22 protein-coding genes are annotated in these 22,641 nt (G+C 73.2%); 11 read left to right on the top strand and 11 right to left on the bottom strand.

The window, feature by feature from the left end:
* The first annotated feature begins 36 nt into the window (after window positions 1–36).
* On the top strand, window positions 37–1,182 hold the full coding sequence (locus ACIP5O_RS24040; RefSeq protein ID WP_401296565.1) for an AI-2E family transporter: 1,146 nt from the start codon (window positions 37–39) through the stop codon (window positions 1,180–1,182).
* Window positions 1,183–1,389: 207 nt separating this feature from the next.
* Window positions 1,390–2,166 (top strand): SGNH/GDSL hydrolase family protein, encoded by a 777-nt coding sequence (locus tag ACIP5O_RS24035; protein WP_401296521.1) that lies wholly within the window; start codon window positions 1,390–1,392, stop codon window positions 2,164–2,166.
* A gap of 71 nt (window positions 2,167–2,237) precedes the next feature.
* Here ACIP5O_RS24035 and ACIP5O_RS24030 read toward each other — a convergent pair whose 3' ends face one another.
* The gene (locus ACIP5O_RS24030; protein ID WP_401296519.1) at window positions 2,238–2,705 is read right to left on the bottom strand and encodes an NUDIX hydrolase; all 468 of its coding nucleotides are present in this window, start codon (window positions 2,703–2,705) and stop codon (window positions 2,238–2,240) included.
* 244 nt (window positions 2,706–2,949) lie between these two features.
* On the opposite strand from ACIP5O_RS24030, the gene recA reads away from it, so the two are divergent.
* The gene (gene recA, locus ACIP5O_RS24025) at window positions 2,950–4,089 is read left to right on the top strand and encodes a recombinase RecA (RefSeq protein ID WP_401296517.1); all 1,140 of its coding nucleotides are present in this window, start codon (window positions 2,950–2,952) and stop codon (window positions 4,087–4,089) included.
* Between the two features lie 4 nt (window positions 4,090–4,093).
* Window positions 4,094–4,660, top strand: coding sequence for a recombination regulator RecX (gene recX / locus ACIP5O_RS24020; protein ID WP_365547182.1), 567 nt, complete (start codon window positions 4,094–4,096; stop codon window positions 4,658–4,660).
* A gap of 87 nt (window positions 4,661–4,747) precedes the next feature.
* Here recX and ACIP5O_RS24015 read toward each other — a convergent pair whose 3' ends face one another.
* The 8 genes from ACIP5O_RS24015 to ACIP5O_RS23980 all read right to left on the bottom strand — a co-directional run bounded on the left by ACIP5O_RS24015 (window position 4,748) and on the right by ACIP5O_RS23980 (window position 11,479).
* Window positions 4,748–5,140, bottom strand: a complete 393-nt coding sequence (locus tag ACIP5O_RS24015; protein ID WP_401296563.1) for a rhodanese-like domain-containing protein — start codon at window positions 5,138–5,140, stop codon at window positions 4,748–4,750.
* Window positions 5,141–5,178: 38 nt separating this feature from the next.
* Window positions 5,179–5,700, bottom strand: coding sequence for a cysteine dioxygenase (locus tag ACIP5O_RS24010; RefSeq protein WP_401296561.1), 522 nt, complete (start codon window positions 5,698–5,700; stop codon window positions 5,179–5,181).
* 193 nt (window positions 5,701–5,893) lie between these two features.
* The gene (locus tag ACIP5O_RS24005) at window positions 5,894–5,965 is read right to left on the bottom strand and encodes a putative leader peptide (RefSeq protein ID WP_310851512.1); all 72 of its coding nucleotides are present in this window, start codon (window positions 5,963–5,965) and stop codon (window positions 5,894–5,896) included.
* A 47-nt stretch (window positions 5,966–6,012) separates the two neighbouring features.
* Complete coding sequence (locus ACIP5O_RS24000) at window positions 6,013–7,701, bottom strand: FAD-dependent monooxygenase (protein WP_401296515.1); 1,689 nt, start codon at window positions 7,699–7,701, stop codon at window positions 6,013–6,015.
* 435 nt (window positions 7,702–8,136) lie between these two features.
* Window positions 8,137–9,027 carry an amino acid ABC transporter permease gene (locus ACIP5O_RS23995; protein WP_401296514.1) on the bottom strand — a complete coding sequence of 297 codons (891 nt, stop codon included), beginning with the start codon at window positions 9,025–9,027 and terminating at the stop codon, window positions 8,137–8,139.
* Complete coding sequence (locus ACIP5O_RS23990) at window positions 9,024–9,698, bottom strand: amino acid ABC transporter permease (RefSeq protein ID WP_401296512.1); 675 nt, start codon at window positions 9,696–9,698, stop codon at window positions 9,024–9,026. Before ACIP5O_RS23990 ends, ACIP5O_RS23995 begins: the two co-directional genes overlap by 4 nt.
* A gap of 120 nt (window positions 9,699–9,818) precedes the next feature.
* Entirely contained in the window at window positions 9,819–10,640 is an 822-nt protein-coding gene (locus tag ACIP5O_RS23985) for a glutamate ABC transporter substrate-binding protein (RefSeq protein WP_401296510.1), read from the bottom strand.
* A 53-nt stretch (window positions 10,641–10,693) separates the two neighbouring features.
* Window positions 10,694–11,479: an amino acid ABC transporter ATP-binding protein gene (locus tag ACIP5O_RS23980; protein ID WP_356547224.1), complete on the bottom strand. Its 786-nt coding sequence runs from the start codon at window positions 11,477–11,479 to the stop codon at window positions 10,694–10,696.
* A 315-nt stretch (window positions 11,480–11,794) separates the two neighbouring features.
* Here ACIP5O_RS23980 and ACIP5O_RS23975 point away from each other — a divergent pair, with 315 nt between their 5' ends.
* Together ACIP5O_RS23975 and ACIP5O_RS23970 are read left to right on the top strand one after the other, a co-directional pair.
* Complete coding sequence (locus ACIP5O_RS23975; protein ID WP_401296508.1) at window positions 11,795–12,508, top strand: response regulator transcription factor; 714 nt, start codon at window positions 11,795–11,797, stop codon at window positions 12,506–12,508.
* Window positions 12,509–12,526: 18 nt separating this feature from the next.
* Complete coding sequence (locus ACIP5O_RS23970; protein ID WP_401296506.1) at window positions 12,527–13,948, top strand: ATP-binding protein; 1,422 nt, start codon at window positions 12,527–12,529, stop codon at window positions 13,946–13,948.
* Window positions 13,949–14,019: 71 nt separating this feature from the next.
* Here the strand turns inward: ACIP5O_RS23970 and ACIP5O_RS23965 are convergent, their stop codons facing one another.
* Both ACIP5O_RS23965 and ACIP5O_RS23960 read right to left on the bottom strand, forming a co-directional pair.
* Window positions 14,020–15,018: a TAXI family TRAP transporter solute-binding subunit gene (locus tag ACIP5O_RS23965; RefSeq protein WP_401296504.1), complete on the bottom strand. Its 999-nt coding sequence runs from the start codon at window positions 15,016–15,018 to the stop codon at window positions 14,020–14,022.
* 350 nt (window positions 15,019–15,368) lie between these two features.
* A complete protein-coding gene (locus ACIP5O_RS23960) occupies window positions 15,369–17,018 on the bottom strand; it encodes a glutamate--tRNA ligase (protein WP_401296502.1) in 1,650 nt (549 codons plus the stop codon).
* A gap of 331 nt (window positions 17,019–17,349) precedes the next feature.
* Here ACIP5O_RS23960 and ACIP5O_RS23955 point away from each other — a divergent pair, with 331 nt between their 5' ends.
* From ACIP5O_RS23955 to ACIP5O_RS23935, 5 genes are all read left to right on the top strand, one after another.
* Entirely contained in the window at window positions 17,350–18,606 is a 1,257-nt protein-coding gene (locus ACIP5O_RS23955) for an MFS transporter (protein ID WP_401296500.1), read from the top strand.
* Window positions 18,603–19,520, top strand: a complete 918-nt coding sequence (locus ACIP5O_RS23950) for a TIGR03619 family F420-dependent LLM class oxidoreductase (protein ID WP_356547213.1) — start codon at window positions 18,603–18,605, stop codon at window positions 19,518–19,520. Before ACIP5O_RS23955 ends, ACIP5O_RS23950 begins: the two co-directional genes overlap by 4 nt.
* Before the next feature lie 125 nt (window positions 19,521–19,645).
* Window positions 19,646–20,578, top strand: coding sequence for a LysR family transcriptional regulator (locus ACIP5O_RS23945; protein ID WP_356547211.1), 933 nt, complete (start codon window positions 19,646–19,648; stop codon window positions 20,576–20,578).
* 224 nt (window positions 20,579–20,802) lie between these two features.
* Window positions 20,803–21,804, top strand: coding sequence for an EamA family transporter (locus tag ACIP5O_RS23940; RefSeq protein WP_401296498.1), 1,002 nt, complete (start codon window positions 20,803–20,805; stop codon window positions 21,802–21,804).
* Between the two features lie 185 nt (window positions 21,805–21,989).
* Window positions 21,990–22,637: a LuxR C-terminal-related transcriptional regulator gene (locus ACIP5O_RS23935; RefSeq protein WP_401296496.1), complete on the top strand. Its 648-nt coding sequence runs from the start codon at window positions 21,990–21,992 to the stop codon at window positions 22,635–22,637.
* Window positions 22,638–22,641 lie beyond the last annotated feature (4 nt).

Genomic DNA, 22,641 nt, shown 5'->3' with positions numbered 1-22,641 from the left:
GCCCCGGAGACCGGGTCCCCGGCGGGCGTCGCGCGGATGCCGCGCTGGCTGCCCCGCGCCCTCGTCCTGGCCCTCGCGCTCTACTCCTGCTTCCTGCTGGGCAACTGGGCCTTCCACCAGCTCGTCGGCCTCCTCGTCAACATCCTCCTCGCCTTCTTCCTCGCCCTCGCCATCGAACCGGCGGTCGGGCGCATGGCGGCGCGCGGTATGCGCCGGGGCCTCGCCACCTTCCTCGTCTTCCTCGCCGTCCTCGTCTTCGGCGTCGGCTTCGTCGTCCTCCTGGGGTCGATGCTCGCCGGGCAGATCGTCGACATGGTCGAGAACTTCCCCAAGTACCTCGACTCGCTGATCAAATGGATCAACGACAGCTTCCACACGGACCTGTCGCGGGTCGAGGTCCAGGACAGCCTGCTCAAGTCCGACTGGCTGCAGAGGTACGTGCAGAACAGCGCGTCCGGCGTCCTCGACGTCTCCGCCACCGTCCTCGGCGGTCTGTTCCGGCTCCTCACGATCTTCCTGTTCTCGTTCTACTTCGCGGCCGACGGGCCCCGGTTGCGGCGCGCGCTCTGCTCCGTGCTGCCGCCCGCCCGGCAGGCCGAGGTGCTGCGGGCGTGGGAGATCGCGGTCGACAAGACCGGCGGCTATCTGTATTCGCGCGGCCTGATGGCCCTCATCTCGGGCATCGCGCACTTCGTGCTCTTCGAGATCCTGGGGGTGCCGTACGCCCCGGCGCTCGCCGTCTGGGTCGGTCTGGTCTCGCAGTTCATCCCGACCATCGGCACCTATCTGGCCGGCGCCCTGCCGATGCTGATCGCCTTCACCGTCAACCCCTGGTACGCGGTGTGGGTGCTCGGCTTCGTCGTGGTCTACCAGCAGTTCGAGAACTACGTCCTCCAGCCGAAGCTGACCTCGAAGACCGTGGACATCCATCCGGCGGTGGCCTTCGGTTCGGTCATCGCGGGGACGGCGCTGCTCGGGGCCGTCGGCGCGCTGATCGCGATCCCCGCCGTCGCCACCCTGCAGGCCTTCCTCGGGGCCTACGTGAAGCGGTACGACGTGACGGACGACCCGCGCGTCCACGGGTACCGCAGGTACGGCGAGGCGGTGGTCGCCCGGCTGCAGAAGGCCCTGCACCACAAGAAGGAGTCGGCGCCGGAGGGAGAGTCCGCGTCGGGGGAGTGAGCCGTACCGGAGGCGCGTTCCGCACTGGAAAACAGGGCGAGGGAGGGATTCATTGATACTCACTTAGTTGGCTAGTGGAGAAAGTGAGTATGGTGGTGGGTGGGTGACGAGCGCGGCTCATGGGGCTGCTCGCTCGCCGGTCATCCGGTCGGTCATCCGGTCGGTCACTCGGTCGGTCGGTCGGTCGTGAGGCAAGGCGGGGGTCCGATGGCGGACAGCACGGTTCTGCGGTACGTCGCGCTGGGGGACAGTCAGACGGAGGGCGTCGGCGACGGCGACGACACCGGCGGCCTGCGCGGCTGGGCGGACCGGCTCGCCGAGCTGCTCGCCCACGACCGTCCGGGCGCGCTCTACGCCAACCTGGCCGTGCGGGGCCGCCTCGCCGGGCAGGTGCGCGCCGAACAGCTCGCCCCCGCCCTCGCGCTCCGGCCGGACCTCGCCACGGTCGTCGCCGGCTTCAACGACCTGCTGCGGCCCGGTTTCGACGCGGACGAGACGGCCGGGCACCTGGAGGAGATGTTCGCGGCGCTCACCGGACAGGGCGCGCGCGTGGCGACCCTCACCTTCCCGGACGTCGGCCGCATCACCCCGCTGGCCCGGCCGCTCGCCCCGCGCGTCCGGGCCCTCAACGCGCGCGTCCGCGAGGCCTCGCGCCGGCACGGCGTCATCGTCGTCGAGACCGGCCACCACCCGGTCGTCACCGACCCCCGGCTGTGGAGCCCCGACCGGCTGCACGCCGGACCGCTGGGCCACGCGCGCATCGCCGCCGCCGTCGCCCAGGCCCTCGATCTGCCCGGCGCCGACGACTCCTGGACCCACCCGCTGCCGCCACCGGACGTCCCCCTGCCCGCGGGCCTCCGCGCCGAGCTGCGCTGGGCCGGCTCCTTCCTGGGGCCCTGGCTGGGCCGACGGCTGCGCGGCCGGTCGTCCGGTGACGGCCGCGGGGCCAAGCGCCCGGAGCTGCTACCGGTGGGCGGGGGATGACGGAGCCGTACCGCCGCTCCGGCAGCCTGGACGCCGCACGGCGACCGTATCGGGGCGGCCGGCCGGTGTCCTCAGTGCCGGACCAGGCCGCCGACCGGGACCGGGGCGGTGTGGCCGGTCGGCGGCAGGCTCCGGGCCAGGGACAGGCCGACGTCGACCAGTGACGACCGGCGCAGGGCGGAGACGTCCGGGAGCGGTGTCCAGACCGATTCCGCGGTCTCGCCGTTCGGCTCGGGGCGGAGGCGGCCGGCGGTGAGGCGGACCCGGTAGAAGACCCCCACGTTCTGGTGCTCGACGCCGGCCCGGGCCTTGGCGGCGGGGATCGTCCGAGAGTCCACGCCCAGCAGGCGCTCGACCACCGCGTCGCGGCCCGTCTCCTCGGCGACCTCCCGGACCACCGCGTCGTACGGGTCCTCCCCGTGCTCCACCCCGCCGCCCGGGAGCGTCCAGGTGGACGTGCCCTCCGGCGACACGTGGCGGGCGAGCAGCACCCGCCCCTCCTCGACGCACACGGCGTACGCCGCCAAGCGGAAACTCACTTCTCTGCCTCCTGGAGGGCTCGGGACGGCCGCCGCGAGGGCCTCTCGACACGGTGGTCCGGGACCGCGTGGCACGCTTGACACTGAAATCGAACATCCATTCTCATGGAGGTCCGGCCCTGGGAATCGCGGGGTTGCCGCGGGGTTTTCCACAGGGCGGGCGGGACGCCGGGGCCCATTGTCAGTGGCAGGGGTTAGCGTCTTTCACATGAAGCGATCGACTCAAGCAAACCGGGTGGAACCCATGGCAGGAACCGACCGCGAGAAGGCGCTCGACGCCGCGCTCGCACAGATTGAACGCCAATTCGGCAAGGGCGCCGTGATGCGCATGGGCGACCGCACCCAGGAGCCGATCGAGGTGATCTCCACCGGCTCGACCGCCCTGGACGTCGCCCTCGGCGTCGGCGGCCTGCCGCGCGGCCGTGTCGTGGAGATCTACGGACCGGAGTCCTCCGGCAAGACGACCCTGACCCTGCACGCCGTCGCCAACGCGCAGAAGGCCGGCGGCCAGGTCGCCTTCGTCGACGCCGAGCACGCCCTCGACCCCGAGTACGCCAAGAAGCTCGGCGTCGACATCGACAACCTCATCCTGTCCCAGCCGGACAACGGCGAGCAGGCCCTCGAGATCGTCGACATGCTGGTCCGCTCCGGCGCCCTCGACCTGATCGTCATCGACTCCGTCGCCGCGCTCGTCCCGCGCGCGGAGATCGAGGGCGAGATGGGCGACTCGCACGTGGGTCTCCAGGCCCGCCTGATGAGCCAGGCCCTCCGGAAGATCACCAGCGCGCTCAACCAGTCCAAGACCACCGCGATCTTCATCAACCAGCTCCGCGAGAAGATCGGCGTGATGTTCGGCTCGCCGGAGACCACGACCGGTGGCCGCGCCCTCAAGTTCTACGCCTCGGTGCGCCTCGACATCCGCCGCATCGAGACCCTCAAGGACGGCACGGACGCGGTCGGCAACCGCACCCGCGTCAAGGTCGTCAAGAACAAGGTCGCGCCCCCCTTCAAGCAGGCGGAGTTCGACATCCTCTACGGCCAGGGCATCAGCCGCGAGGGCGGTCTGATCGACATGGGCGTGGAGCACGGCTTCGTCCGCAAGGCGGGTGCCTGGTACACCTACGAGGGCGACCAGCTCGGCCAGGGCAAGGAGAACGCCCGCAACTTCCTGAAGGACAACCCCGACCTCGCCGACGAGATCGAGAAGAAGATCAAGGAGAAGCTGGGCGTCGGCGTCCGTCCCGAGGCCCTGTCGGCCGAGCCGAGCGCGGACGCGGCGGCCACGGACGCGGCCGGCGCGACCGGTGCGGACGACGCCAAGAGCGTCCCGGCAGCCGCGGCCAAGACCGCGAAGGCGACCAAGGCCACCGCGGTCAAGAGCTGAACCGGTGACCGGTCGTACCGAATGGCCGGGTGACGGCCCCGACTCGTCGAGGGCCGAGAAGGAGCCGTCACCCCAGGATCCGGCTGAGCGGGCGCGCGCGATCTGCCTGCGCCTGCTCACCGGGACCCCCCGCACGCGCAAGCAACTGGCCGACGCGCTGCGCAAGCGGGAGATCCCTGACGAGGTGGCGGAGGAGGTCCTCTCCCGCTTCGAGGACGTCGGGCTCATCGACGACGCCGCCTTCGCGGGGGCCTGGGTGGAGTCCCGCCACCACGGCCGGGGCCTCGCCCGCCGTGCCCTCGCCCGGGAGCTGCGCACCAAGGGCGTCGAGCCCGCCCTCATCCAGGAGGCGGTGGAGCAGCTCGACTCCGAGCGGGAGGAGGCCACGGCGCGCGAACTCGTGGCCCGCAAGCTGCGTGCCACCCGCGGCCTGGAGCGCGACCGGCGGCTGCGGCGGCTCGCCGGCATGCTCGCCCGCAAGGGATACCCCGAGGGCATGGCCCTCCGCGTCGTCCGCCAGGCGCTGGAGGCGGAGGGCGAGGACACGGACGGGCTGGACGAGTCCTTCTGATCCTTCCGGCACGGGAACGTCTTCTGTCACGGGGGGCAGAAGGATCTGTCCGGTTCGGCAGGCGGGGGGGGGGCCTGGCCGGCCGTGTCAGTCCCGGGTCGCGGGGAGGAGGACCGGGAGGCCGGCGGCCTTCCAGGCCTGGAAGCCGCCGATGAGGTCGGTCGCCCGATGCAGGCCCAGGCGGCGCAGGGACTCGGCCGCGAGCGAGGAGGCGTAGCCCTCGTTGCAGAGGACCACCACCCGCAGGTCGTGGCTGTCGGCCTCCGCCGCGCGGTGGCTGCCCAGGGGGTCCAGCCGCCATTCCAGTTCGTTGCGCTCCACGATCAGCGCGCCCGGGACCAGCCCGTCCCGTTCCCGCAGGGCCGCGTAGCGCGTGTCCACCAGGAGCGCGTCACCCGCCTCGTACGCCTCGTAGGCGGCCCGGGGCTCGATCCGGTCGAGGCCCGACCTGACCTGCTCCAGGAGTTCGTCGATGCCCATCCGCGTCTCCCTCTCCACCCGTTCCCGTCGCTCCTCGCTCACTGCCAGTCCTCCGGGCGCTCGACCTGCTCCAGGCGGAGCACCGCGCCCGTCCGGCTGAAGCGCCGGATCAACGGGAGCGGCGGATGGTAGGCGTGCACCGACACCGCGTGGGTGTCCGGGGACTCGTTGAGCACCTCGTGCACGTGGTGGCGGCCGAAGGCCCGGCCCGCGCCCTCTCCCAGACGGCGGGAGCGGTCCACCCCGTCGGCCAGTTCCAGGGTCTTCCAGCCGCTCGCCGGCAGCCGGACCGCGAGCGCGTTCTCGGTCAGCGTCCCGCGCGCGGTCGCGAAGGCGCCCTGCGACTCGGCGTGGTCGTGCCAGCCGGTGCCGGTGCCGGGCGGCCAGCCGATGAGCCAGGCCTCGCTGCCGCCGGGGCCGTCGAGCCGTACCCAGGTGCGGCCCTCGGGGTCGAGCGGGAGGGAGGCGATCAGCTCCCGGTCGGCGGCCGTGCGCCGGACGAAGTCGAGCAGCTCGGTCGCCGTCGGAGCGGACGGAGAGGCGGAAGAGGCCGAAGAGATCGGAGCGGCCTGAGCGGTCGGGGCGGTGGTGGTGGGCGGAAGTGGGGTGGCGTGCTGGGACACGGGTGACCGTCCTGGGGTTCGCGAAGGGCGCGCGACGGCACACGGCACACGGCGCACACGGACCCGCGTCGGCGGACGACGTGGTGGGGTGCGGCGGGAGTGCGGCGGGGCGCGCGGGAAAGGGGCGAGATCAGCAGGACGGGCGACACACGCAGCCCGCATAGCGGAGGAGGTCCATGTGGACCCTCCGCCACAGGCGCACATCGGTGTCGGTCACGCTCCGGAGTACACCACGCGTCCCCGGCGGAATCAATGCATGTCCGCCGTGCGGTCACTCTTCGCGGACGTCTCGCAGGACGTTCCGGCGGACGCCTCGGCGGGTTCCCGGTCGGTGAGGGGGCCGCCGCGGACCGCGTCCGCCGCCGCGTACAGCTCCTCGGGGCGCACCCCGGAGAAGGCGGCGACGAGGTGCCCGTCGGGCCGTACGAGGAGGACGGCGTGGGCCGGAGCCCCTGGATAGGCCTCCGACACGAGGACCTCGGCCTTCACCGGCAGGGCGTCCACGGCCTCTTCGAGGCGGGGCATCACCCCGGCGGTCCGCCAGTGACGCCGGTCCCACACCCCCGTGCCGGGCGCGATCAGGAGGACCAGGAGGCGGCCCTGCCCGAGCCGGTCCCGGAGTCGTACGGTCGTGCCGTCGGGAGCGGTCACGCGGACGTCCTCGACGGGAGCGCCCGGCGGGGTGCCGACCGGGATCTGCCCGTCGGCGTACGGAGGCGCGAGGGGGGAGTGCGGGTACGCGGGGGGCGCGCCCAGCGGGCCGCGCCCCACGTGGCCGTCGGTCAGGAGCGCGTCGTGGCCGCGCGCGGCCCCTGGCAGGTACGTCCGCAGGCCCCCGCCGCCGCGCAGCACCGGCAGCGACTGGTCCGCCGCCCGCAGCCGGGTGGCCACGGCCGCCCGCCGCTCGCTCTGGTAGCTGTCGAGCAGCCGGTCCGAACCGCCGTGGTGCCAGGTGAGGGCGAGTTTCCAGGCGAGGTTGTCCACGTCCCGCAGGCCCTCGTCGAGCCCCTGGGTGCCGACCGCGCCGAGCAGGTGCGCCGCGTCCCCGGCGAGGAGGACCCGGTCGACCCGCCAGCGCCGGGCGAGCCGGTGGTGCACGGTGTGCACGCCGGTGTCGATGAGCTCGTACGGGGGCGTCACCCCGTCGCACCAGCCGGCCAGGGTCTCGCGGATGCGGGCGATCAGCGCGTCCGGGGTGACCAGGTCGCCGCGCGGCGGCAGCAGCCAGTCGATCCGCCACACGCCGTCGGGCAGCGGGCGCGCGCCGATCTCCTCGGCGGCGCCGCGCCACGGCGGCTGACGGTGCAGCAGGGCCTCGCCGGGCCAGGGGAGTTCGGTGCGCAGCGCGGCGACGGCGTGCCGTTCCACCGCCGTGCGGCCGGGGAAGCGGATCCCGAGCAGCTTGCGCACCGTCGAGCGGGCGCCGTCGCAGCCCACGAGGTGGCTGCCGCGCCACCAGGTGCCCGCCGGGCCCCGGGTGTGGGCGACGACCCCGTCCCGGTCCTGCTCGACGGTGTCGAGCCGGGCCTCGGGGACGAGTTCGATCAGCTTCTGCCGGGCGATGGCGTCGCGCAGGCCGCGGGCCAGGGCGTGCTGGGGGATGTGCAGCGGGGCGGCCGGGGCTGCGGGCGCGGCGGGGTCCTCGGACCACTCCTCCGTACCGCCGAGGCCCAGGTCGAGGTCCAGGTGACGCACCACCTGGCGGCGGCGCATGCCGCGCCAGCCGACCCAGCGGACGCCTTCGTCACGGAGGGTGGTGCAGCCGAGGCGCTCGACCATCGCCGCCATGTCGGCGCGCAGGACGACGCTGCGGGCCGGCCGTGGCTCCTCCTTGCCGGAGCCCTCGTCGAGGACGACGCTGGGCACGTCCTGCGCGGCGAGCGCGAGGGAGAGCGCGAGACCGACCGGTCCCGCGCCCACGATGATCACCGGGTCCACGGCGCGGCTCCTGAAGGCCGGACGGTCATGAGGGCAGCACGGTCGAGTGTGGCACGGGCCCGGTGGTTGATCACAGACCGTATGCAACCCACTGGGGGTGCTTGCGTCAAGCGACGGGGTGGGCGCGGTGCGGCCGACCTGAAGTCGGTGCCGCGAACGGCGGGATCGGGGGCGTGCCGCCGATCCCGGGGCGGTGCAGCGAACGGCTGCGGCAGGGCGCGGCACCGGGTCCGTGCCGCCGACTCCGTGCCGCCGACTCCGTACCGCCGGATCCGTGCCGTCGAATGTGGGACGGGGGCACGCGCGAAGGGGCGGGCGGGAGCGGCACCTCGTGTCGGTGCCGTTCCCGCCCGCCCCTGTCGTTCCGGGCACTGTGGCCAACCCGGTCGTTCCGGGCCCCCGTGGTCGGCCCCGTCGTTCCGGAGCCCCGCGGGGTCACGCGCCGCTGACGGCCTCCGCCGGGGTCTCGCCGGTCTTCGTGACGGCGCTCTCGGTGACGCCGGCCGTCTTCCGGCCCCGCCGCAGCCGCTGCTCCAGCCAACCGGCCAGGGTGGTCAGGGCGAAGTTGAGGGCGATGAAGATCAACGCGATGACTGCGAAGGTGGCGATCGTGTTGGCGCCGTAGTTGGCCGTGATCTGCCGGTTCTGGCTGAGCAGCTCGGGGAAGCCGAGCAGGGCGCCGCCGAGCGCGGTGTCCTTGACGATCACGACGAGCTGGCTGACCAGGGCCGGGAGCATGACGGTCACGGCCTGCGGGAGGAGCACGTACAGCATGGTCTGGCCCTTGCGCATGCCGAGCGCGACGGCCGCGTCGCCCTGGCCCCGGGGCAGCGAGAGGACGCCGGCCCGGACGACCTCGGCGATGACCGAGGCGTTGTAGAGGACCAGGCCGGTGACGACCGCGTACAGCGGGCGGAAGTCGGAGCTGACGGGCGTGAACTGCGCGTACACGGCGCTCGCGAACATCATCAGGAGCAGGACCGGGATGGCGCGGAAGAACTCCACGACCGTGCCGACGGGCACCCGCACCCAGCGGTGGTCCGAGAGCCGGCCGATGCCGAGGAGGGCGCCGAGCGGCAGCGCGATCAGGATGGAGAGCGCGGCGGCCTTGAGGGTCTCGACCAGACCCGGCAGCAGGTACGTCGTCCAGACCCGGGAGTCGGTGACGAACGGGCTCCACTTGTCGGCCGAGAGCTGGCCCTTGTCGCCCAGGGCGGAGAGGACCCACCAGGCCAGCACGGCGAGGACCGCGAGGAAGCCGACCGTGTAGAGGACGTTGCGCCGTTTGGCGCGCGGGCCGGGGGTGTCGTACAGGACGGAGCTCATCGCTTCACCGCCAGTCGCTTGGCCGCCCAGCCCAGGACGAGGCCGGTGGGGAGGGTCAGGACGATGAAGCCGAAGGCGAAGACCGCGAAGACCGCGAAGAGCGCGTCGGCCTCGTTCTCGATCATCTTCTTCATCAGGAGCGCCGCCTCGGCGGCGCTGATGGCCGCCGCCACGGTGGTGTTCTTGGTGAGGGCGATCAGGACGTTGGCGAGCGGGGTCACCGCGGCGCGGAAGGCCTGCGGGAGCACCACCAGGGTCAGCACCTGGAAGAAGCTCAGGCCCAGCGCGCGGGCCGCCTCGGCCTGGCCCGGCGGCACCGTGTTGATGCCGGAGCGCAGCGCCTCGCAGACGAACGTGCCGGTGTACGCGACCAGTCCGAGGATCGCGAGGCGGAAGCCGATCGTCTCGGAGTCGTCGGCGCCGAGCGTGATCCCGAGGGTCTGGTCGAGGACGAGCGAGCAGGCCACGATGACCACGGTCAGCGGGGTGTTCCGGACGAAGTTGACGTACGCGGTGCCGAAGGACCGCATGAGCTGGACCGGGCTGACCCGCATGGCGGCCAGGGCGGTGCCCCAGACCAGCGAGCCGATCGCCGAGTAGAGGGCGAGTTGCGCCGTCACCCAGAAGGCGCCGAGCAGGTCGTACTGCCCGGAATCAAGAAAGTCGAACACGATGCCCCGCGCTCTCCCCTGGTGGTCGGTCGGTGTGGAGGCCGCCGTGCGGACGGCGGCCGGTGCCGGCGTGACGGCCGCCCTCGTGCGGGGCGGCCGTCACGCCGGAGGCGGGGTCGGTCAGCCCGCGACCTTGGGCGCGGGCTCGGACTTGTAGCCGGAGGGGCCGAAGTGCTGGTCGACGAGCTTCTTCCAGGTGCCGTCGGAGACCATCTTCTCCAGCGCCTTGTTGATCTTGCCGCGCAGCTCGTCGTCGCCCTTCTTGAGGCCGATGCCGTAGTTCTCGTCGCTCATCCGCAGACCGACCAGCTTGAACTTGCCCTGGTTCTCCTTCTGCGCGGCGTAGCCCGCGAGGATGGAGTCGTCGGTGGTGAGGGCGTCGACGCGCTTGTTCTCCAGGCCGGTCAGGCACTCGGAGTAGCCGCCGAGCTGGCGCAGGTCGGCCTTGGGGGCGAGCTTGTCGTGGACGTTCTGCGCGGACGTCGAGCCCGTGACCGAGCAGAGCTTCTTGGAGTTGAGGTCCTCGACCTTGGTGATCGAGGCGTCGTCGGCGCGCACGAGCAGGTCCTGGTGGGCCAGGAAGTACGGACCGGCGAAGTCGACCTCCTTCTTGCGCTTGTCGTTGATCGAGTAGCTGGCGACGATGAACTTCACGTCGCCGTTCTTGATCAGGTTCTCGCGCTCGGCGCTCGGCGCCTGCTTGAAGTTGATCTTGTCCTCGGCGTAGCCGAGTTCCTTGGCCACGTAACGGGCGACGTCGACGTCGAAGCCGGCGTGCTTGCCGTCCGGGGTCTTCAGGCCCAGGCCGGGCTGGTCGAACTTGATGCCGATGGTGATCTTGTCACCGTTGCTCCCGGAGTCGGACCCGCCACCACAGGCCGTCGCGGTCAGCGCGAGCAGGACGACGGCAGCGGCGGCGGCGGAGGTGTTGCGAAGCTTCATCGAGGAAAGTCCCTTGCGTAGGCGTGAGTTGGGAAGAGTAAATCCGAACTCGCTCAGTGGTGAAGGATCTTGGAGAGGAAGTCCTTGGCGCGGTCGCTGCGCGGGTTGCTGAAGAACTCCTCGGGGGAGGCCTGTTCGACGATCTTCCCGTCCGCCATGAAGACGACCCGGTTGGCGGCGGAGCGCGCGAAGCCCATCTCGTGGGTGACGACCACCATCGTCATGCCCTCCTGGGCCAACTGCTGCATGACCTCCAGGACCTCGTTGATCATCTCGGGGTCGAGGGCCGAGGTCGGCTCGTCGAAGAGCATGACCTTCGGGCCCATCGCGAGCGCGCGGGCGATGGCCACGCGCTGCTGCTGGCCGCCGGAGAGCTGGGCCGGGTACTTGTCCGCCTGCGTGCCCACGCCCACCCGGTCGAGCAGCGCGCGGGCCTTCGCCTCGGCGTCCTTCTTCTCCGCCTTGCGGACCTTGATCTGCCCCAGCATCACGTTCTCGAGCACCGTCTTGTGCGAGAACAGGTTGAACGACTGGAAGACCATGCCGACGTCGGACCGCAGCCGGGCGAGCTCCTTGCCCTCCTCCGGCAGCGGCTTGCCGTCGATGGTGATGGTGCCGGAGTCGATGCTCTCCAGCCGGTTGATCGTGCGGCACAGCGTCGACTTGCCGGACCCCGAAGGTCCGATGACGACCACGACCTCGCCGCGGGTGATCGTCAGATCGATGTCCTGGAGGACATGCAGTGCGCCGAAGTGCTTGTTCACGCCGGACAGTACGACCAGATCGTCCGCGGCACGCGGGGTGTCCTCCGAAACCTTGGACACTGACTCTCCGCTCATCGGCCTCTTGCTCCGTCCTCCTCGGTTGGGGAGGAGACTAGAGACCCGATGTGACGAGCGTCATCACATCTGAGCGGAAATTGAGGATAACGATCCGGCCGCAACCGGACACACCGCGTGAAGGCGACACCGGCCGCCGTACCAGGTGCATCACGGAAACGCCCACGTGACGGGGGGACACTTGACTGTGACGCCGGTGTTCGGTGTTCATGCTCCGGTACCACCTGGTACACAGAGACCCGGCAACCGGCGCGCGACACCGGGAACGGCGCGAAGCTGCGGAAGAGACCACGGAAGATCACGGAGGAGGTACGCATGCGACTGCTGCTCGTGGAGGACGACGACCACGTCGCCGCCGCCCTCTCCGCGATCCTCGCGAAGCACGGCTTCGCCGTCACCCACGCCCGCAACGGCGAGGAGGCGCTCCAGGCCGTCCTGCCCACCGCGCACGGCGAGCGCCCCTCGTACGGGGTGATCCTGCTCGACCTCGGCCTGCCCGACCAGGACGGCTACCAGGTCTGCGGCCGCATCCGGAAGCTCACCACCACCCCGGTGATCATGGTGACCGCGCGCGGGGACGTGCGCTCCCGGATCCACGGGCTCAACCTCGGCGCCGACGACTACGTCGTCAAGCCCTACGACCCCGGCGAGCTCCTCGCCCGCATCCACGCCGTCAGCCGCCGCAGCCCCGGCCCCGAGGAGACCGGCACGGCCGCCGGGACCACCGACGGGACCCGGCTGCGGCTCGGCTCCGTCACCATCGAGCTGCCCACCCGCCGGGTCAGCGTCGAGGGTGAGAGCGTCCAGCTGACCCGCAAGGAGTTCGACCTCCTCGCCCTCCTCGCCCAGCGGCCCGGCGTCGTCTTCCGCCGCGAGCAGATCATCAGCGAGGTCTGGCACACCAGTTGGGAGGGGACCGGCCGCACCCTGGAGGTGCACGTGGCCTCCCTGCGCTCCAAGCTGCGGATGCCCGCCCTGATCGAGACCGTGCGGGGCGTCGGCTACCGCCTGGTCGCCCCCGCCGCGTAACCCCCCGGCGGCTCCTCCGTGCGCACCCGACTCCTCCCGCTGCTCATCGTCCTCATGGCCGGCGTGCTGCTCGCCCTGGGCTTCCCGCTCGCCGCCAGCCTCGCCGCCTCCGAGCAGCAGCGGGTCGTCGTCGACCGGCTCGACGACGCCGCGCGCTTCGCCGCCCTCGCCCAGTTCGTCGGCGAGAACAGCTTCGGCACCGACGAGCGGCACGCCACGCTCGGCGGCGAACTCGCCAGCTACCACGACGTGTACGGCATCCGGGCCGGGATCTTCTACCGGAACAACCGCGCCATGGCCGCCGCCCCCGAGGACTGGGTCGTCCCGTACGACGGGGAGGGCCGGCGCGCCTTCAACGAGGCGCTGCTCGGGCGGCGCAGCCACGATCCGCCCCAGGTGTGGCCCTGGCAGCGCGGCGCGCGGCTCACCATCGCCTCCCCGGTCGTCCGGGACGGCGACGTCGTCGCCGTCGTCGTCACCGACTCGCCCACCGGCCGGCTCCGCTCCCGCATCCTGCACGGCTGGCTGCTGATCTTCGCGGGCGAGGCCGCCGCGATGCTGCTCGCCGTCGGCGCGGCCTTCCGGCTCACCGGCTGGGTGCTGCGGCCCGTCCGCGTCCTCGACGCCGTCACCCACGACATCGCCACCGGCCGGATGAACTCCCGGGTCGCCGCCGCCGGGGGACCGCCCGAGCTGCGGCGCCTCGCCCGCTCCTTCAACGAGATGGCCGACCACGTCGAGGAGGCCCTCGAACAGCAGCGGGCCTTCGTCGCCGACGCCTCCCACCAGCTGCGCAACCCGCTCGCCGCGCTCCTCCTGCGGATCGAGCTGCTCGCCCTGGAGCTGCCCGAGGGGAACGAGGAGATCGCCTCCGTACGGACCGAGGGCAAGCGCCTCGCCCGCGTCCTCGACGACCTCCTCGACCTGGCGCTCGCCGAGCACGCGGCGGCCGAGCCGCAGCTCACCGACGTCGGCGCGCTCACCGCCGAGCGGGTCGCGTCCTGGCGGCCGGTCGCCGAGGACAAGGGGGTCGTCCTGGCGGAGGAGTGCGGGGCGGTCACGGCCTGGGCGGACCCGGTGGCCCTCTCCAGCGCCCTCGACGCGGTGATCGACAACGCGCTGAAGTTCACCCCGGCCGGGGAGGAGGTCACGGTCACGGTCGCCCCGGAGGGGGCGCACGTCGCCGTCGTCGTCGCCGACCGCGGGCCCGGCCTCACGGAGGAGGAGCTCGGCCGGATCGGGGACCGCTTCTGGCGCTCGGGCCGGCACCAGAACGTCAAGGGCTCGGGCCTCGGCCTCTCCATCGCCCGCGTCCTGCTGACGGCGGGCGGCGGCGGGGTGGCCTTCACCCCGAACGCGCCCCACGGCCTGCGGGTGACGGTCACCGTCCCCCGGCACGCCCCCGCGGAACGGCAGGACCAGGGCTTCACGGGGCGGTAGGGCGGGGTCAAAGCCTCACTTCGCCGAGCGGTGGCGCGGGATCGGGGCTTTCGCCGAGCGGCCGTACGAGGTCAGGGCTTCACCGAGCGGTAGTAGCGGCTGGCGCCCTCGTGGAGCTCCAGGGGGTCCGTGTAGACGGCCGTGCGCAGGTCCACCAGCTGGGCCGGGTGGACCTGGCGGCCGATCCCGTCCCTGCTCCTGATCACCGTACGGGTGAAGCCCTCCACCAGGTCCGCGTCGGCCTCCTCGGTGGTGACCAGGAGGTTCGCCACGGCCAGCGTCTCGACCGACTGCCCGTCCTGCGCCTTCGCGTACGCGTCGGCCGGGATCACCGCCGAACGGTAGTGGCGGGTCGAATCGCCGACGTCGTGCAGCTGGGACACCAGCTCAGCGTCCAACGGGATCAGCCGGACCGAGGCGCGCTCGGACAGCTTCTGCACCGCTTCGGTGGGCAGCCCGCCCGACCAGAAGAAGGCGTCCAGCTCATCGCGCTCCAGGAGCCTCGGCATCGTGTCGATGCCGGCCGGGACCGCCCGGACGTCCCGGACGGGGGCCAGGCCCGCCGCCGCGAGGACCCGGTCCGCGATCAGCCGCACGCCCGACCCGTCCTGGCCCACGCCGACCCGCAGGCCCTTCAGGTCCTGCACCTTCCGCAGCGACGACCCCTTGCGGACCACGAGCTGTACGTAGTCGTCGTACAACCGGGCGCAGCCGCGCAGCCGCTCGAAACCGGGCCTGCGGTCGCGCTGGTACTGGGCCACCGCGTCGGCCGTGGCGACGGTGAAGTCCGCCTTGCCCGTCGCCACCCGGGCCAGGTTCTGCTGGGAGCCCTCGCTGTCCGTGAGCTTTATCGACACCTCGGGCAGGTCCTGGGCCAGGGCCTGCCGCAGGAGCTTCCCGTAGCGCTGGTACACCCCGGTGGGGACCCCGGTGCTGAAGGTGACCGTGCCGCTGGGGGCGGGGGAGCCGAAGGGGGCGAGCCACCACACCAGCATCCCGCAGAGCGCGAGCAGCGCGGCCGTGGCCGTCAGGGCACGGCGGCGGGCGGCGCGGGAGAGGGAGGCGAACATGGGGCCGATCCTGCCAGCCCACCGCCGCTCCTGGCCAGGGACGACCGCGGGCCGTCCGGCGCCCTCCGGGACCGGAGTGCGCTCCGCCGAAGCGGTGAGCGGGCCGCCGGAGCGCGCCGCGCCGTGTGTCCTGCCGGGGCGGCGGGATCCCGGCGGTTAGCGTCGGAAGGCGTTCGGTGATCTTGAGGACAGTCCCCTGTCCGCCCCTGGCGTCCCCCTCCGAACGCACCGGTCCCGCCCGCGCCCGTCCGTTCCTGCCGGTATCCGTCCGATCCTGTCGGTCCCTGTCCGATCCTGCCGGTCCCCCTCCGTCCCCGCCGGTATCCGTATCCGTCCGTCCCCGTCCCGCCTCATCCCGCCACGGCGGTGAGGCGGCGCACCACCTCGTCCCGGCCCAGGACGCCCGCCACGGCGAACAGGTCCGGGCTCCGGGTGGCGCCGGTCAGCGCCACCCGGACCACGTTCGCCACCACCCTCGGCGGACCCGCCCAGCGGTCCGGTTCCCGGCGCCAGGCGGCCGTGTCCGGGGCGAAGCCGTGCCGCCCGGCCAGCGCGCGCAGCGCCCCGTACCACTCCTCCGGCGTGCCCGCCCCGGCCCCGTCCCGGGCGAACCCGGCCGCGATCCGGCGCACCAGCTCCGGGGCGAGGCCGCCGAAGCGGTCGTCGGCGGCGGACGGCACCGGGCCGAAGAGCTCCGCGAAGAAGAAGCCGTAGCGGTCGCGGAAGCACGACCAGCGGTCCAGGTCCTTCCGGGCGGGCGCGCCCTCCGGCCGCCCCGCGGCCACCGCCGCCAGGGCGAGCCCCTCGTGGCGGACGAGGACGGACGCCAGCTCCGGGTCGTACTCCTCCGCCCAGGCGAGCAGGTGCGCGTACAGCTCGCCCGGGGTGAGCGAGGCGATGAACTCCCGGCTCAGGGAGTGCAGTTTGGGCAGGTCGAGCAGCGGGCCCGACGGGCGCATGCCGTCGAGCCGGACGGGGGCGGCGAGCGCCTCGGCCGTGGGGACGTCCATCAGCCGGATGTTGGCGAGGCCGCGCAGGTAGTGCTGGACGGCCGCCGGCGGATAACCGGCGGACAGGTAGTAGTCCACCGACGCCTCGGGGTCCTTGCGCTTGCTCAGCTTGCGGCGCGACGGCCCCTCGGCCTTCATCAGCGGCGCGAGGTGCGCGTACGCCGGCGGCGCGAAGCCGAGGGCCGTGTGCAGCTGGAGGTGGACCGGGGTCGAGGACAGCCACTCCTCGCCGCGCACCACGAGCGTGACCCGCATCAGGTGGTCGTCCACGACGTGAGCGAAGTGGTAGGTCGGCAGCGGGAGTTCCTCCTGCGAGGACTTCAGGAGCACGATGTCGTTGCCGTTGTCCTGCAGGGTGACCGAGCCCCGGATGCGGTCCGCGAAACGGATCCGGCCGGGGAACTCGTACGGGCAGCGCAGGCGCACCACGTACGGCTCGCCGGCCGCGAGCCGCCGCGCCGCCTCCTCCGGGGCCAGCGTCCGGCACGGCGCCCACCGGCCGTAGTAGCCCAGCGGGGAGCGGCCCGCGCGCTGCTCCTCGGCGCTCCGGGCCAGCCGCTCCTTGTCGCAGAAGCAGGGGTACGCCCGGTCGCCGCGCAGCAGTTCCCGCACGTGGCTCAGGTAGACGTCCCGGCGCTCCGACTGGAGGTACGGGCCCCACTCCCCGTCCCCGGCGGCCCCGCCCTCGTCCGGGGCGAGCCCGAAGGCGCCGAGCAGCCGGGAGAACTCCTCGGCGGCGCCCGCCACCCGCCGGGCGCGGTCGGTGTCCTCGACGCGCAGCACGTACGTGCCGCGCGACTGGTGGGCGAGCGCCCGGGCCACGGCCGCCGTGTAGAGGCCGCCGATGTGCAGGTGTCCGGTGGGGCTCGGGGCGAAGCGCGTCACCTCGGCACCGTCCGGCAGGTCGCGCGGCCGGAACCGCCGTTCCCAGTCGTCCGGTTCCGGAAGGTCGGGCGGGAACATCGCGTTGATGACGGACAGGTCGAGCACGGTGGACTCCCTCCTGGGGTTCCTGGAGGGATCCACCGTAGGCCGGTGACCGGGCGGATCGAGGGGCGCGGGGGCGCGAGGCTGCGGAACCCCGAACCCTCTTGCGCGTTGTGGGCTGCGGGAGGCACGCGCGGTCAGTAGCGTCCCGAGGACCGTTCGGTACGCGGTTGTTCGGTACGGCGACCGCTTCGTACGGCGACCGCTTCGTACGCAGGCCGTTCCGTACGGCGGCCGTTTCGTACGCAGGCCGTTCCGTATGGCAGCCGTTCCGTACGGCGGCCGTTCCGTGCGGCAAGTGTTCCGTGCGGCGACAGGACGACAAGGGGGTGCGATGGGCGGCACGCGTGCGGTGGGTCTGCTCGCGCTCGGCTCCTTCGCCATGGGGACCGACGCCTACGCGATGGCGGGGCTGCTCCCGGACATCGGGGCCGACCTGGGCGTCTCCGTCTCCCTCGCGGGCCAGTCCGTCACCGCCTTCACCCTCTGCTACGCCCTGGCCGCGCCGTTCCTGTCGGCCGCGCTCGCCCGCCGGGGCACCCGTGCGGTCGTCGTGACCGCCCTCGCCGTCTTCGTCCTCGCCAACGCCGGTACGGCCCTGGCCGGTTCGTACCCCGTGCTCCTCGGCACCCGGGCCCTCGCCGGTGCCGGAGCCGGCCTCTTCACCCCGGCCGCCGCCACCGCGGCCGTCGCGCTCGTCCCGCCCGAGCGGCGCGGGCGCGCCCTCGGCCTGGTCCTCGGCGGGATGAGCGCGGGCACCGTGCTCGGCGTCCCGCTGGGCCTGCTCGTCGCGGCCGGCGCCGGCTGGCGGGCCGCCCTGTGGCTGGTCACCGGACTCGGCGTGCTCGCCCTGCTCGGCACCGCGGTCGCCCTGCCGCCGGTGCGGGGGGCCGCGGCGCCGTCCCCGCGGGAGCGGTTCGCGGCCCTCGCCCGGCCCCGGGTCGCCGTGGTCGTCGCCGTCACCTTCACCCAGACCGTGGCCAGCCTCGGCCTCTACACCTACCTCGAACCGGTCCTCCACCGGACCGCCGACGTCGGCAGCACCGTGCCGTACCTGTGGGTCTGGGGGATCGGCGGGGTCTGCGGCAGCCTCCTCGCCGGGACCCTCGTCGACCGGACGGGGCGGCCCGCCCTCCTCTCGGTCGCGCTCCTCGGCACCCTCGGCGGCGCCCTCGCGCTGCTGCCGTGGACCGGATCCCCACCCGGCCTCGTCCTCCTGCCCCTGCTCCTCTGGGGCGCGGTCGGCTGGGCCTTCGTCGTCCCGCAGCAGCACCGGCTGCTCGCCGGGGAGGGGAGCGGGAAGGCCGGATCGGGAGCCGCCGCCGTCGGTCTCAACAGCTCCGCCACCTACCTCGGCGGCGCCGTCGGCTCCGCGCTCGGCGGCCTCGCCCTCGCCCGCGGGCTCGACGCCCGCTGGCTCCCGCTCCCCGCCGCGGGGGTCGCGCTCGCGGGAGTCCTCCTCCACCTCGTCGCGGTTCCCGCCCTCGCCCGGCGCGCCGCGCGGACCGCCCCAGGCACCAAGGACCATGACGACGGGACCGGAGGCGCGGGCGCGACCGCGGCCGGGTCCCCGGAAAGGAACGCCCCATGAAGTTCGGCGTCAATCTGCCCAACTACGGGCCCGAGGCCACCCCCGACGCCCTCGCCGACTGGGCGCTGCGGGTGGAGGCGCTGGGGTACGACTACGCCATGGTCTCCGACCACGTGGCGCTCACCCCGGACGTGCAGCACCTCTTCCCCGCCCCGTTCTACGACCCCTTCGCGACCCTCGCCTGGCTCGCCGGCGTCACCAGGACCGTGGGCCTCGGGACCACGGTCACGATCCTCCCGTACCGGCACCCCGTGCACACCGCCCGGGTCGCCGCCAACATCGACCGGTTCAGCAACGGGCGCCTCGTCTTCGGCGCGGCGGCCGGCTGGGCGGCCAGGGAGTTCGCCGTCCTCGACGTCCCGTACCGCAAGCGCGGCGCGATCAGCGACGAGTACCTCGCCGCCATCAAGGCCTGCTGGCGGGACGAGGTCGCCTCCTTCGACGGCGCCCACGTCTCCTTCCGCGAGGTGCACACCGGACCGCTGCCCGTGCAGCGGCCCGGTCCGCCCGTCTGGGTCGGCGGCCACAGCTACGGCGCGCTGCGCCGGGCCGTCCGCCTCGGGGACGCCTGGCACCCCACCTCCGTCTCCGGCGACTGGCTCCTCGGCGTGGGGCTGCCCACGCTCCGCCAGGTCGCGGAGGAGCAGGAGCTGCCGGTGCCCGCCGTCTGCCCCCGCATCAAACTCCGGGTCACCCCCAGGCCGTTGGGCCCCGGGCGGCTGCTCGGCGAGGGCACCCTGGCCCAGATCGCCGACGACCTCGGGCTGCTCCAGGACGTCGGCGCCCGGGCCGTCGTCCTCGACCCCACCTACCCGGGCGACCACCGCGAGCCGGGGCGCACCGCGCGGGACCTCGACGTCCTGGAGACCCTGGTGAAGGAGGTCGTCGACGTGGACGCGGGGTCGGTGCGGTGACCGTCCGGACGTGACGTCCGACCCCGTACGGGCAGCGGCTCCGTACGGCCACCGGCTGCGTACGATGAGCGAGGGGCGCCCCGGACGCCGGGACGCCTCCTCGGAGACGGGAGGGGGAGCGGGACGTGGCCGATCCGGACCTGCGCAAGCTCCGCGTGCTGAGGGAGCTCAGCGAGCGCGGCACCGTCAGCGCGGCCGCCCAAGCGCTCCACCTCACCCCGCAGGCCGTCTCGCAGCAGATCAGCGCCCTGGGGCGGGAGTTGGGCGTGCCGCTCACCGAACCGTCCGGGCGCCGGCTGCGCCTCACGGGGGCGGCGCGGATCGTGCTCCGGCACGCCGACGCCGTCTTCACCCAGATCGAGCAGATGCGCGCGGAGCTCGCCGCGCACCGCAGCGGCGAGCACGGCGAGGTGGCCGTGGCCGGCTTCTCCACCACCCTCTCGGCGCTCATCCTGCCCGCCGTGGCCCGGCTCCGGGAGACCCGGCCGCTGCTGCGCACCTCGCTGGCCGAGGTCGACCCGCCGGAGAGCTTCTCCCTGCTGCACCGGGGCGAGACCGACGTCGTCATCTCCGCCGACACCGCCCGTAACCCGGGCCCGGCGGGCGACGAGGGCCGCTCCGGCGGGCGGTTCCACCGGGTCCCGCTCTGCGAGGACCCCTTCGACATCGCCCTCCCCGCGGGCCACCGGCTCCTCGGGAGTCCCCGGCTGCTCCTCGCCGACCTCGCCGAGGAGACCTGGATCTTCGCCACCACCGGCATGTGCCACGACATCGGCGTGGCCGCGTGTACGGCCGCCGGGTTCACCCCGCAGGCCTCCCACGCCATCGGTGACTGGGACGCCACCCTCGCGGCGGTGCGGCTCGGCCTCGGGGTCGCGCTCGTCCCGCGGATGGCCAAGCCGGCCCCGCGGCCCGAGGTGACGATCCGCGCGTTCAGCGAGCGGGCCCCCTCCCGCACGGTCTTCGCGGCCGTACGGGAGGGCAGCCAGACCTCCCCGGAGATCGCCGCCGTCCTGGACGCGCTGCGCACCGTCGCCAGGGCGGCCGTGGCCGCCTGACCGGGCGACCGTCCGGCTCACGGCCTGCCGGTACGCGATCCTCCACGGCACGTGGAAGGTACCGTCCAGCAGACGTTGCTGGATCCGCCCGGCCGCCGGTGCGAGGCTCGTTGCCGTACCGCGGACCGCTCCGCGCGCCCCCTTTCTCTTCCTCTGCCTTCCCTCTGTCCTTCCTCGTCCTTCCTCTGCCCCTGCCGAGCCCTTCCGGAGAGCGGGAAACACCCATGTCCAAAGCCACCTACGCGCGGCTGGCCGCGCTGAGCCTCATCTGGGGCTCCGTCTTCCTGTGGATCAAGATCGCCGGGTACGGCTTCTCGCCCGTGCAGATGGTCCTCATCCGGCTCGCGCTCGGCGCCGTCGTCATCCTCGCCATCGGATACGCGAGGGGGCTCCGGCTGCCGAAGGAGAGGGCCGTCTGGGGCCATCTGACCGTGGCCGCGCTGCTCGGCAACGCGATCCCCTGGACCCTGTACGCCGAGGGCGAGATCGAGGGCTCCAGCAGCGTCGCCGCCGTCGTCAACGGCAGCGCCCCGATCTGGACCCTGGCGGCCGCGCTGCTGCTCGGCCAGGAGAAGCGGGTCTCCGGCTTCAAGGCGGGCGGCGTCCTGCTCGGCCTCGGCGGCACCGCGCTCATCGCCTCCCCGTGGAACGCGTCCTCGGCCGGCACCGGCTGGAGCATCCTCTGCTTCGTCCTCGGCTCGGTCAGCTTCGGCGCCAGCTTCGCGTACATGGGCAAGTTCCTGGTGGGCAAGGGCGTCCCGCCCCTGATGCTCGCGGGCGGCCAGCTCGGCGCCGCCACCGTGCTGCTCCTGGTCGCCTTCCCGTTCCTGGGCCTCCAGAGCGTCACCTGGCGCACCGACTCGGTCGTCTCGGTCCTCGTCCTCGGCGTGGTCTGCACGGGCTTCGCCGCGCTGCTCAACTTCGAGCTGATCATCAAGGACGGGGCCACGGTCGCCTCCACCGTCACCTATCTGATGACCGCCGTGGCCGTGGTGCTCGGCGCCGTGGTGCTCCGCGAGCCGCTCGGCTGGACCGTGTGGCTGGGCGCGGTGGCGGTCCTCGCGGCCACCGGCCTGCTGCGCCGCAAGCCGCGCCCGGCGGCGGAGGGGAAGGCGCCCGCACCGGCCGGACCTGCCGTACGGCCCGCTCCGGAGGAGCAGGCGCCCGAGCCGGCCGTACGGCCCGCTCCGGAGGCCCGGCCGCAGACCGCCGGAGCCGCCGATTGAACCCAGGCCGGGCCACGGCGTCGGAATCAGGAAAAAGCAAGGCGATACCCGGCCGTTCTCGGCGGCCGGGCGGACGCCATTCCCTCCGTACCCCCATGAAATGCCGGGCCGCCGTCCGCAACATTGTGTTCATTCAATGTACGGGTGGTGGGTGGTAGCGTCGCAAGTGGAAACACCCGGCCTCTGTGGGGGAGACGCACGTGGCTTTTGTGGTCGAACTCGTTTTCCGTGGTAAAGAGACGGACCGGCTGAGTTTTGGAGAAGCTCACCGGGCCTATTGGAAAAGGATGGCCGCGCGCGGCCTCCTGCTCGGTGGCGGTCCCTGGCGGGACGGCACCGGGGAACTCCTGGTCTGTGAGGCCCGGGACCGCCGCACGCTCTTACGGGTGCTCTACGCCGACCCGTACGCGCAGGCGCAGGTCATCGGGGAACTGAGGGTCCGGGAATGGAACGCGGTGATGGGCCACGTGGTGCTCGCCGGCCTGGAGCGCTCCACCGGCGGTGCCGGGACCCACGAACGAATACGCGGGGGCGTCCCGGCGCCCGTCCCGTCGTACGCCCCGCCGGTCGTGCCGGCGCCCGTGCCGCCGGTCGTCCGCGGGGGGTCCGCCGTCCGCGAGGAACCCGCCGTGCGCGAGGAGCTGACCGCCCACGAACGGCGCATCGCCACGATGATGCTCGACGGCCTGACCAACAAGCAGATCGCCGAGGCCTTCACGGTGTCGACCCGGGCCGTGGAGCTGCACATCACCCGGATCTACCGCAAGCTCGACATCCGCCGGCGCGCGCAACTGGCCGCTGCCATCGACCGGTTCGAGGCCGCACTGGCCTGAAGCC

The organism is Streptomyces sp. NPDC088915 (assembly GCF_044749825.1).
Lineage (GTDB): Bacteria > Actinomycetota > Actinomycetes > Streptomycetales > Streptomycetaceae > Streptomyces.
This window is presented reverse-complemented; position numbering and strand designations above follow the sequence as displayed.

Coding starts and splice junctions, on each gene's coding strand:
- ACIP5O_RS23950 (WP_356547213.1), top strand. CDS start 18,603: ATGAAGTTCGGCGTCAATCTGCCCAACTACGGGCCCGAGGCCACCCCC.
- ACIP5O_RS23965 (WP_401296504.1), bottom strand. CDS start 15,018: ATGTTCGCCTCCCTCTCCCGCGCCGCCCGCCGCCGTGCCCTGACGGCC.
- ACIP5O_RS23940 (WP_401296498.1), top strand. CDS start 20,803: ATGTCCAAAGCCACCTACGCGCGGCTGGCCGCGCTGAGCCTCATCTGG.
- ACIP5O_RS23995 (WP_401296514.1), bottom strand. CDS start 9,027: ATGAGCTCCGTCCTGTACGACACCCCCGGCCCGCGCGCCAAACGGCGC.
- ACIP5O_RS24015 (WP_401296563.1), bottom strand. CDS start 5,140: ATGGGCATCGACGAACTCCTGGAGCAGGTCAGGTCGGGCCTCGACCGG.
- ACIP5O_RS23985 (WP_401296510.1), bottom strand. CDS start 10,640: ATGAAGCTTCGCAACACCTCCGCCGCCGCCGCTGCCGTCGTCCTGCTC.
- ACIP5O_RS23975 (WP_401296508.1), top strand. CDS start 11,795: ATGCGACTGCTGCTCGTGGAGGACGACGACCACGTCGCCGCCGCCCTC.
- ACIP5O_RS24040 (WP_401296565.1), top strand. CDS start 37: ATGCCGCGCTGGCTGCCCCGCGCCCTCGTCCTGGCCCTCGCGCTCTAC.
- recA (WP_401296517.1), top strand. CDS start 2,950: ATGGCAGGAACCGACCGCGAGAAGGCGCTCGACGCCGCGCTCGCACAG.
- ACIP5O_RS23955 (WP_401296500.1), top strand. CDS start 17,350: ATGGGCGGCACGCGTGCGGTGGGTCTGCTCGCGCTCGGCTCCTTCGCC.
- ACIP5O_RS23980 (WP_356547224.1), bottom strand. CDS start 11,479: ATGAGCGGAGAGTCAGTGTCCAAGGTTTCGGAGGACACCCCGCGTGCC.
- ACIP5O_RS24035 (WP_401296521.1), top strand. CDS start 1,390: ATGGCGGACAGCACGGTTCTGCGGTACGTCGCGCTGGGGGACAGTCAG.